The organism is Rheinheimera sp. (assembly GCF_020217005.1).
Classification (GTDB): domain Bacteria; phylum Pseudomonadota; class Gammaproteobacteria; order Enterobacterales; family Alteromonadaceae; genus Pararheinheimera.
The window spans coordinates 1-10,000 of sequence record NZ_JAIWOI010000227.1 but is presented as its reverse complement, the minus strand read 5'-3'; the positions used below and the strand labels follow the sequence as shown (position 1 = coordinate 10,000).

The 10,000-nt window shown below is 47.2% G+C and carries 9 protein-coding genes; 5 read left to right on the top strand and 4 right to left on the bottom strand.

What is annotated here, in order from left to right:
• The 4 genes from LDL40_RS11165 to LDL40_RS11150 form a co-directional block, all read left to right on the top strand.
• On the top strand, window positions 1-2,097 hold a 2,097-nt coding region (locus tag LDL40_RS11165), incomplete at its 5' end, for a bifunctional diguanylate cyclase/phosphodiesterase (RefSeq protein ID WP_300995455.1).
• A gap of 33 nt (window positions 2,098-2,130) precedes the next feature.
• On the top strand, window positions 2,131-3,045 hold the full coding sequence (locus tag LDL40_RS11160) for a DMT family transporter (protein WP_300995453.1): 915 nt from the start codon (window positions 2,131-2,133) through the stop codon (window positions 3,043-3,045).
• Between the two features lie 328 nt (window positions 3,046-3,373).
• Entirely contained in the window at window positions 3,374-4,297 is a 924-nt protein-coding gene (locus LDL40_RS11155) for a DMT family transporter (RefSeq protein WP_300995452.1), read from the top strand.
• Between the two features lie 46 nt (window positions 4,298-4,343).
• The gene (locus LDL40_RS11150) at window positions 4,344-5,966 is read left to right on the top strand and encodes a methyl-accepting chemotaxis protein (RefSeq protein WP_300995451.1); all 1,623 of its coding nucleotides are present in this window, start codon (window positions 4,344-4,346) and stop codon (window positions 5,964-5,966) included.
• A 97-nt stretch (window positions 5,967-6,063) separates the two neighbouring features.
• Here LDL40_RS11150 and LDL40_RS11145 read toward each other — a convergent pair whose 3' ends face one another.
• The 4 genes from LDL40_RS11145 to LDL40_RS11130 form a co-directional block, all read right to left on the bottom strand.
• Window positions 6,064-6,957 carry an NAD(P)/FAD-dependent oxidoreductase gene (locus LDL40_RS11145; protein ID WP_300995449.1) on the bottom strand — a complete coding sequence of 298 codons (894 nt, stop codon included), beginning with the start codon at window positions 6,955-6,957 and terminating at the stop codon, window positions 6,064-6,066.
• 6 nt (window positions 6,958-6,963) lie between these two features.
• On the bottom strand, window positions 6,964-7,413 hold the full coding sequence (locus LDL40_RS11140) for an Rrf2 family transcriptional regulator (protein ID WP_300995448.1): 450 nt from the start codon (window positions 7,411-7,413) through the stop codon (window positions 6,964-6,966).
• A 151-nt stretch (window positions 7,414-7,564) separates the two neighbouring features.
• Entirely contained in the window at window positions 7,565-8,113 is a 549-nt protein-coding gene (locus LDL40_RS11135; RefSeq protein WP_300995447.1) for a BON domain-containing protein, read from the bottom strand.
• Between the two features lie 156 nt (window positions 8,114-8,269).
• Window positions 8,270-8,701, bottom strand: a complete 432-nt coding sequence (locus LDL40_RS11130; RefSeq protein WP_300995445.1) for a hypothetical protein — start codon at window positions 8,699-8,701, stop codon at window positions 8,270-8,272.
• Window positions 8,702-8,879: 178 nt separating this feature from the next.
• On the opposite strand from LDL40_RS11130, the gene LDL40_RS11125 reads away from it, so the two are divergent.
• A partial coding sequence (locus LDL40_RS11125) for a sigma-54-dependent Fis family transcriptional regulator (RefSeq protein ID WP_300995443.1) occupies window positions 8,880-10,000 on the top strand: 1,121 nt, incomplete at its 3' end.

Genomic DNA, 10,000 nt, shown 5'->3' with positions numbered 1-10,000 from the left:
GGAGCTGCTGGGGTATTAACTCTGCGCCGTATCGATCCTCCGGCCACAGTGGTGCGCCAGCCACAGTGGACAGAAAAAATGCCTCGTTATGAAGCCGATTTAATTGACCAGCGACTGGCCGAAGGCCAAAACGAAGGCGTGCTTTTTATGCACTCCAGAGTGGATGCGGTAAAACGTTTGTATGGTTTTAAAAGAGTGGGGGCTTACCCTTTCGTAGTGGTCACAGGTTATGCCACTGAGGATTATTTGAGTGAGTGGTATTTAAGCTCTGTGTTGGCAACAGTCTTGTCTTTTTTGATTTGCCTGCTGAGTTTTATCTTCAGCCGTCGTCTGCAAAAAACCAGAGCGAAAGAACAGGGCTCAGCCAAAGAGTTACAGAATAAAGAGGAATATATCCGCTTATTACTGCACTCAGTGGGGCATCCAATTTTTGGTTTGAATTTACGTGGCGAATGCACCTTCAGTAACCAGAGTTGTGTGCAGTTGTTTGGTTATGACAAAGACACAGATTTGTCGTCCAAGGTGCTTGATATCCATTTTGTTGACCAGTATGGCGAACGCACTGATCTGATGGGCAGATTGTTAAGTCAAATTCGGCGGGGTAAAGAGTTTTACTGTGACGACCATAGTTTTATTAACGCGCAACAGCAGCAAATCCAGGTGGAGATCCGCGCTTATCCAAATGTTAAAAATCAACAGTTAATAGGTGCTGTGGTGACCTTGCAGGATATTTCCGAGCGCAAAGACCAGGAACAACGCATTAGCTATATGGCCTATCACGACGCATTAACTGGTCTGCCCAACCGTTGGTTATTAAAAGACAGATTTGAACAACTGCAGGCTGGTGTTGATGGGCAGGACGGTCATATAGCCCTGCTGTATCTGGATTTAGATAACTTCAAAAATATTAACGATTCGTTGGGGCATTACGCCGGCGATGCTGTGTTGCATGCGGTGGCCAAACGCTTATTGTCTTTTAAAAGCCGTATCGACACTGTTGCCAGATTAGGCGGAGATGAATACCTGCTGCTGGTGCGTATTGCGCAGCAGCATGAAGAGTTGAAGCTTCTATTGCAGGACATCATTACGCAAATACAACAACCTCTGCGGCTAGAAGCTCAGCAGGTGTCAGTGACTCCCTCTATTGGTGTGGCTATTCATGTGCTGCATGGTGCTGGCTTTGAAGCCTTACTTAAAGCGGCTGACATGGCGTTGTACAAAGCTAAAGAAGATGGCCGTAACACCTATAGGTTTTATCACAGAACTATGGGAGAGCAAGGTTTACGCCGTCTGATGTTGCAAACTGATTTACGTCAGGCGTTAGCTAAAAAACAACTTTTTATTCAGTACCAACCTCAGTTAGATCTGGCCACTGGCCGCATTATCGGTGCTGAAGCCTTATTGCGCTGGCAGCATCCGGTGGAAGGACTTATTTCGCCGGCAGAGTTTATTCCTGCAGCCGAAGCGAACGGCATGATTATACCGATCAGTAACTGGTTAATGCGCGAAGTTTGCCAACAAGCCATGGTATGGCGTCAGCAAGGTATGGCTCCTTTTGTTGTGGCAGTGAATTGCTCTGCAGTGCAGTTCCGCCAGGGCGATTTAGTAGCAGAAGTCCGCCAGGCCTTGGCAGACTCAGGGTTACCTGCACAGTGGCTGGAGCTGGAGCTGACTGAATCTATGCTGCTGCAGGATTCAGAACGTGTAATGCGAATTATCAACGAGTTAAAAGCCTTAGGCGTGAAGTTATCTATCGATGACTTTGGCACAGGCTATTCCAACATGGCCTACCTGAAACGTTTTGCAGTCGACAAGCTGAAAATTGATCAGTCTTTTGTCAAAGGCATAGCCCGTAACCCTGACGACGAGGCCATAGTGCAGTCCATTATCACACTAGCCCACAGTTTTAACCTGAAGGCGATAGCTGAAGGTGTTGAAGATAATGCTACCGCAGATGTATTGCGGGCTCGTGGCTGTGATGAAGTGCAGGGTTATTGTTATGCCAAACCTTTAAATCCTCCGGCTCTACTGGATTTTGCTCTGAGCAATCAGCATGAGACAGCACAGATAGTGCAACTAAAGTACGGTCAACAGTAAGGTTCAGATCCGGCGCAGATATGAGGTATTGAGATGAACAATAGCTACAGAATGCAGCAAAAAAGGCAACAAGACGACTTTACCGGTGTAGTTTACGGTCTTTTGGGGTCCTGTATCTGGGGTGCTTGTATGGCGGTGTCCAGTCAGGGGCTAAACGACGGTTTTAGTTCAGAAGACCTGGCTTTTTTACGTTACCTGACATCTGGCCTATTACTACTGCCCTTGTTGGTGCTGAGTAATATGTTTCGGAAAGTGGGTTGGGGGCGGTCAATATTACTGACCTTACTGGGAGGCCCGGTCTTTGCTCTGGTGGCTGTGCAGGGGTTTTCTTACGCCCCTTTAACACACGGCACCGTGATCCAGGCTGTAACGCTGATTTTATGCTCTTTACTGGTCTTGTTCTGGCGGAGTAAAGAAGTGCCTAAGTTCAGTTATCTGGCCGGCATTCTGGTGTTGTTTATTGGACTTGCGGCAGTGGCTGGTCCGTTATTGCCAGCCCCAGCTGGCGCGACCGGGTTATGGAAAGGCGACCTGCTTTTTGTAGCTGCCGGCCTTATTTGGGCGCTGTTTTTAACTCTGATTTGGTATTGGCAAGTGGATGCCCTGGCTGCCACCGTAGTGGTTGCAGTGCTGTCTGCTTTGATTTATTGCCCGCTTTATTTGTTAGTCCATGGTCCGCTGCGTATATCAATGCTGGATTTTGATCAAATCATTGAGCAGTTGATGTTTCAGGGGATCTTGTCCGGTGTGCTGGCATCCTTTGCTTTTAGTAAGGCAGTGCATTACCTGGGAGTAAGCAAAGCGGTGTTGTTCCCTGCCTTTTCACCCGCAGTCACTCTGTTGTTCGGCATTTTACTTTTTCATCAGATACCGGCTCTGAGTCAGTGGCTTGGCTTTACGGTAGTGGCCGCAGGTTTATGTCTTGGTTTTTACAGAGAGGCCGATTGATGGCAAGAAAAATGGCATAAACCGCAGAATTGGCACGATGAAATATTTTTATGCCATCCATTCAGCTGTTGCGCCAGATTGTTGCTAATTAGCGACTAATGACAATTATATTGTCATTAAAACGCTATTTCTTGATTAAAACATTAAAAACTTGATCTGTATCAATGACTTACGTTACATTTTTCCTCAGTTTTTAAACGTAATGACTTTGGCTTTGCGTTAGGGCCAGATAGATCAGGATACGAAAACAAGCTGTTTTAAGCTTAACTGCATCGTCTCTTTGATATATCCGGTTTTCGGACGTCAATGGACGATCAAGGATGAGCGAATGGATCAGAACACCAGTGCGGCTTTATCATCACAAGGCAAGTTGGTCGAAGGCTTGTTTTATGGGCTTATTGTTGCTTTCTTGTGGGGCTGTTGGCTGGCTGTTTCCTACCAGGGAATAGTCAGGGGGATGTCTGCCTGGGATCTCGCCTTGATCCGCTATTGCACTGCAGGTTTACTGCTCTGTCCTCTGTTAGTGCTGAATAAAGCCGTTTATCACATCCACTGGTCTAAAAGTTTACTGCTATGCCTGTTGGCCGGACCGCTTTTGTTGTGGTTTGGGTTGGGTGGTTACAGCGATTCTCCTCTAGTTCATGGTGCATTTTTACAGCTGACAGTACTGATTTTTTGCAGCATGCTGTTTTCTACAATGATCTTAAAGGAAAAATTTAGCTGGGCCTGGATTACTGGAGTAGTGGTTTTGCTGTCTGGCCTGACGCTGATAGTAGAGCCAGGCTGGCACTCAGGTATGCATTATATTTACGATGATCTGATGTTTATTGGGTCCGGGATAATGTTAGCTGTTTTTATCCTGCTGGTGCGGCTTTGGCATATTTCGGCCATGTCAGCATTGATTCTGGTTTCTGTTTATTCTGCTTTGTTTTATGTCCCGCTGTATTTGTTTTTTAAAGGCCCCTGGTATCTGTTGATGCTTGATGCCGCATTATTGTGGGAGCAAGTGCTGGTGCAAGGGCTGTTATCCGGCGTCGTGGCATTATTTGCTTTCTCAAAGGCTGCACACTGTCTGGGGACCCGGCGTGCCGCCATATTCCCGGCTTTATCTCCTGCTATTGCTTTAGGGCTTGGCATACCATTTTCAGGCCAATTGCCCGGTACCGCTCAATACGCTGGCGTGTTACTGGTGCTGTCTGGTTTTATCATTGCTTTGTTGAATACTCCAAAAAAACTGGCTGCTGAGCCTTGAGCTGAGAGGCTTTTTTAGTACCCACTGAAATGAGGAAGAGGGTTGTATGCTGATGCGAAAAGTAGGGATCCGCAGCCGGTTGTTGGCTGGTTTTGCGCTGATCACAAGTTTGGTTTTGCTGCAAGGCGTCTTTGCCTTAAGCAGTATGGCTTCAATGAGGCAGGTTGCTGACACTATTGAAACAGAGGTGATCCCAAGTCTGGACACTCTATCTAATCTGAACCTGAATATGATGAGGGTCAGGGTATTCACACTGAGGCTGATGGCCGCCGAAAATGCGAAAGCAGAGACAGATACGCTGGCAAGGCTGGACAAAGTGAAGCAGGAAGTGGCCCGCTACCAGCGTGAATATGAAGCTTTAATCAGCTCCGAGCGGGAACGTCAGGTATACAACAAGTTTCTGCAGGCCAAGGCTAATTATGAAGGGGGTCAGCAAAAAGTAGTGGCTTTTCTGCTGGATTCAGACAAAAACAGTGCCTTGGGTCAATTGGAGCAACTGAACGACTATTCCAATGAGATGACGCAAGAGCTGGTCAATTTATCCGAACTGAACAAAACCATCTCAATGGAAATCAGTGAAGAGTCTTTTTCTACTTATCAAAGCAGCCAATGGCTGGTGACGGCCGCTATTATTGCCGCCTTAGTGATCAGTATCAGTATCGCCATGCTTTTAACAAGCAGTATTACAGTACCTATTAAGGAAGCATTATCTTTAGCCGAAACCGTAGCCAAAGGCGACCTGACTCAGACTATTGAGATCTCAGGACAAGATGAAACCAGCAGGTTATTAACTGCGCTGGCGTTGATGCAGCAGAATTTACGCGACGCCTTGCAACATATTGCCAACTCGTCAACTCAGCTTGCTTCCGCCGCTGAAGAACTGAACTCCGTCACTGATGATGCATCCAGAGGTTTGCAACGGCAGAATGATGAAATCCAACAGGCCGCTACAGCTATTACTGAAATGAGTTCAGCTGTGGATGAAGTGGCTCAGACCGCAACGTCAACCTCGGAAGCGTCGGCTGAATCTGCTAAAGCAGCGCTGGAAGGGCGGCAACAGGTGGAAAATACCGTTAATTCTATTCATCGAATGAATAAAGAAGTAGCGGCAACCTCAGAACTGGTACAAAAATTGGCGACCCAGTCTCAGCAAATCGGCACAGTGCTGGATGTGATCAGGGCTATAGCCGAACAAACGAATTTACTGGCATTAAATGCTGCGATTGAAGCAGCCAGGGCTGGTGAAGCGGGACGAGGTTTTGCTGTAGTTGCCGATGAAGTAAGAGCCTTAGCGCATCGGACTCAGCTTTCAACCCGGGAAATTGAGCTGATAGTGACACAAATTCGTACCGAAACAGGCAATGCAGTGGATGCTATGCAGCAAAGTAGTCTGACTGCCGAGGAAGCGCTGAAGGTATCGACAGCTGCAGGCTTAGCCCTGGCAACTATTACTGACCAAATCAATAAAATTAACGATAGTAATCTGGTGATCGCCAGTGCGGCAGAAGAGCAGGCTAAGGTAGCGCGCGAGGTTGATCGCAATATTGTAAATATCAGCGATTTGGCCACTCAGTCTGCTGCTGGGGCTAATCAAACCAGTGCTTCAGCTCATGAGCTGTCGCGGCTGGCTATCGATTTAAACGAGTTAGTGACGCGGTTTAAGTTGTAGCCCGGGGCCTGTTCACGTTGCACAAAGAGCGGCCCGGTGCAGCCTTCAGATCTGGCCAGGCCGCACCAGCTTGAAGAACAGTTAATCTCTCAACCTGCTAGTGGCTAAGCTGGCCAAAGAGCAGAGATTGGTGGGCCATAGCCCCTGCGAGCGAGCCATCTCCTATCGCAATAGCCACTGAGCCTGCCATCCGGGCGTTATCACCACAGGCAAAGACGCCCGGGACTGTGGTTTCTTTGCTGGCGCTGGTTTGAATAAAATCCCCCATTGGCCCTGGTTCAAACTGGCAGCCCAACTGTTCTGCTAAAGTGCTGTTGACTGTGGTGTTGGGTTGAGTAAAAAGCCCTGCCATCTGCAGTATTTTACCAGTGGCTAGCTGCACATCAGCTTTGCCTGAAACCTGCAGAATTTTGCTTGATTCAATCACAACATTCCGGGCACGCAACTGCGCTTTTTGTTCAGCATCAGGCTCAAAGCATTCGTTAGTGAATAAAGTGGTTGGGCCCCAGTCCGGCAGCATCAGCGCATGGTGCAATGCCAGTGGCCCAGCCGCCAGCACACCTATGGGGCCTTGGTTTAATTCGTAGCCATGGCAGTATGGGCAATGAAACACAGTTTTGCCCCAACGCTCTGCGAGGCCCGTAATTGCAGGCAGTTGATCCGTCACGCCAGTGGCCAGTATCAGACGTTTGGCCTGGTAACTTTGTTGTGCTGTATTCACCTGAAAACCTGCCTTGATTTTACTGGCACTGACCACTGATGCGTCCAGCCATTTCAGTGTTGGATAAGCCATCAACTGAGCTTGCGCTGTGGCAGCTATAGCTGCTGGACTGTTCCCATCCTGAGTCAAGAAGCCGTGTGAACTATCGGCAAATCTGTTGCGTCTTTGTCCCGCGTCTATCACCAGTACAGAACGTCGGGCACGCGCTAACTGCAAGGCTGCCGCCATCCCGGCATAGCTGCCGCCAACAATGATCAGATCAAAGTTCATAGTCTGTTACTCTTGTGTGGTTGTCGCCTGGTGTTGTTGGCGTCTGAGCTTAAAATCAGCAGCTATATCAGCCAGGCTCAAGCCGATAAATTTCTGCAGAAGCAGGCGTTCTGCTTCAGCGAAGGCGCTATCCAATGATGCATTGACCGCTTGTTCTATCAGGCATTGTGGTGCGTCCTGTCGATATCCCTGAGCAAATAAACGTGGAGCGCCAAGGGCCTGATACACGTCATGTAAGCTAATAGCCGTCAGAGGCTTAGCCATAGTCCAGCCACCGCCATGGCCTTTGACTGAGATCACTAATCCGGCTTGACGCAAACCCGCCATCATACGACGGATCACCACAGGATTTGTTTTCAGGTAAAGAGCAAGTGTCTCTGATGTTATGGCCTGTTGATGTTCAGCCAGATGCAGAATGACATGCAAAATGGACGAGAGTTTATTATCACTTTTCATGTAACTTAATTTATTACATGAGTCAAAGCTGAGCAAGAAGATCTTGATGAAAGGCGTTGAAACGCTGCGCTGGAGCGACAGACAGATAACGAAATTGTATGGCCGGAACTAAAAAAGCCGGTCCATTCAGACCGGCTTTAGCTTAAAGGAGTTAACCCTTTGACACGGTAAGTTTATCTACTACATCCACCACGTCCTTAGTGTTTTTAGCTTTGGCAACGGCCAAATCTTTTTCCGCGTCTGAGTCTACAGTACCGCTGAGTGTGACTACGCTGTTGCTGACGTCCACATCTATGCTGGTGCCACTGGTTTCAGGTTCAAACAGCAAGCTGGTTTTTACTACAGTGGCGATTTTTGCATCTTTTAAGGCACTGATGGCTTTTGGATCAGCATGGGTTTGGCTGTCTTTTTTCACCATCAGTTTGTTTTCGACTGAGCTGACGCCTTCCAGGCCTTCTACCAGTTCTGCAGCTAAGGCTTTATCCACATCACTTTCTACTTCACCTGTTAAAGTGACCACACCGTTTTTCACATGGGTGTCTATGGTAAAAGAATTCAGGTTGCCATTGAGCAACAGCGTGGTTTCGGCTTTACCGTCTATCCAGGCGTCTTTAGTGGCATCTTTCCAGTCATTGGCCGCCATGGCTGACACTGAAGCCAAGGTGAAAGTGATCATCACTGCTAATGTTGTGCGTTTCATTATGTCGCTCCTTTTGTTAGTGAGACAATTAGCTATTGCCAGTTTGATGCCAGATTTTATGGTATTGATTTATATGAAATTTAATTAATCTTTAAGGGGGCATTCATTTTGCCTTTGTAATTTTGTCTTACCACCCGGTAAAAGTTTCAAGCCAATTCAACTGGTTTTTAGTTCGGCTAACTGATCGGCCGCAATTTGTAAACTGGCAGTGAAATACAGCAAGTTGCTTCTGTGTTGACCTAAGTCAGACTGCCGGATCAGTTTTTTTTGCAACTGCAACTGAGTGGTCAGTAGCTGCTTAAGGGATGTCAGAGCTATCTGTTGAGGTTCGTGGCTGTACCAGCAAAGCAGTTCAGTCAAAGCAGTCATGTCTGAGTTTTGGCTCTGACTTTCTGCAGCAGGTAACTTCTGTAGAATTTGTTGATGAAGTTCAGCCAGCATGGCCAAATGCCGGCGTAAATTTGCTGGTGCCGCGACCTTAGCATTGTGTTGATAAAAGTCTCTGGCTTTGCGGAATAAAATACAAAAAGCTGCTAACAACTCTTTATGGGGTAGTTTGGTACTGTCATTAGGCAAGTTTGTGGCCATGAGATGGGTACTCCATAGTAAATAAACTATGTGGATTCATAATCAATTCATGTACCAAGATGTAAGTTGATGATGTATAAATATTTTTGATTTTTCCTGGCCGGAAGCTGAGCACCAATCGGTAAGTTTTACTCAAGCTCCCTGTTAAATTTACAGTCTGTCGCTATGGAAAGTACTTATGACCCAGCCATTATTGTTCCTGCATGTGCAGGACCCAGATTTAACAGCACAACTACTAGCGTCGGACATTGTCCGGCGTTTTGTGATTTGCAAAAGCCAAACCGATGAATGTTGGGTTGAGCAATTACTCAGGCAGCCTGCCGACTTAGCTTTTATTGAAGTGACCAGTCTGGAGCAAAGCCAATATGAGTTGTTGCAGCACAGTCAGGTTTTGGCTGGGATGGACTTTATATTTGTCAGTAATGGCGTACCAGACCTGGTACTGGATCAACTGATGCGCTCTGGCGCTGGCTACCATTTCCGTCAGCCTCTTGATATGACCTCTGTACTGGACGCTATACAGGATTTTTATCGGCAGGCTGCTACTGTGCCGCTAAAAACCAAAGCACAAAGCAGTGATTTGGACCAGTTTGGTTTACTGGTTGGCTCCTCTGCCCCTATGCTCAGTTTGTATAAAACAGTTCGCAAAGTTGCTGTCACTGAAGCCAACGTCTTTATTGCCGGCGAAAGTGGTGCAGGCAAGGAGCTTGTGGCTACCACTTTGCACCTCGCCAGTCACAGAGCTGACCAGGCTTTTATTGCCATAAATTGTGGCGCCTTAAGTTCAGAGTTGATTGACAGTGAACTGTTTGGCCATGTCAAAGGTTCCTTTACAGGCGCTCTGCGTGATCATCAGGGGGTATTTGCCCAAGCCGAACGAGGCACTTTATTTTTGGATGAAGTGACGGAAATGCCGCTGGATCAACAAGTAAAACTATTACGGGTACTGGAAAGTGGAGAATACAGGCCTGTAGGCAGTAATAAAGTTTACCAGGCTAATGTCAGAGTGATAGCTGCAACTAACAGAGATCCTCAACAGGCAGTCGCGGACGGAATTTTGCGGGAAGATTTGTATTTCAGATTATCGCAGTTTCCAGTGAAAGTACCGCCTTTGCGTGATAGAGCTGGGGACATTAGTGGTTTAGCACATCATTTTCTTGCTTATTGCAATGCCAGAGAAAAGCAACAGAAACACTGGTCTGAAGCCGCTTTAGACCAAATTAAACACCATAGCTGGCCAGGAAATGTGCGTGAATTGAAACATGCAGTGGAGCGGGCTTTTATCCTGGCAGACAAGAG

Excerpts from the sequence above, each read along its gene's own strand:
- LDL40_RS11160 (WP_300995453.1), top strand. The coding sequence starts at position 2,131 with ATGAACAATAGCTACAGAATGCAGCAAAAAAGGCAACAAGACGACTTT.
- LDL40_RS11155 (WP_300995452.1), top strand. The coding sequence starts at position 3,374 with ATGGATCAGAACACCAGTGCGGCTTTATCATCACAAGGCAAGTTGGTC.
- LDL40_RS11150 (WP_300995451.1), top strand. The coding sequence starts at position 4,344 with ATGCTGATGCGAAAAGTAGGGATCCGCAGCCGGTTGTTGGCTGGTTTT.
- LDL40_RS11145 (WP_300995449.1), bottom strand. The coding sequence starts at position 6,957 with ATGAACTTTGATCTGATCATTGTTGGCGGCAGCTATGCCGGGATGGCG.
- LDL40_RS11140 (WP_300995448.1), bottom strand. The coding sequence starts at position 7,413 with ATGAAAAGTGATAATAAACTCTCGTCCATTTTGCATGTCATTCTGCAT.
- LDL40_RS11135 (WP_300995447.1), bottom strand. The coding sequence starts at position 8,113 with ATGAAACGCACAACATTAGCAGTGATGATCACTTTCACCTTGGCTTCA.
- LDL40_RS11130 (WP_300995445.1), bottom strand. The coding sequence starts at position 8,701 with ATGGCCACAAACTTGCCTAATGACAGTACCAAACTACCCCATAAAGAG.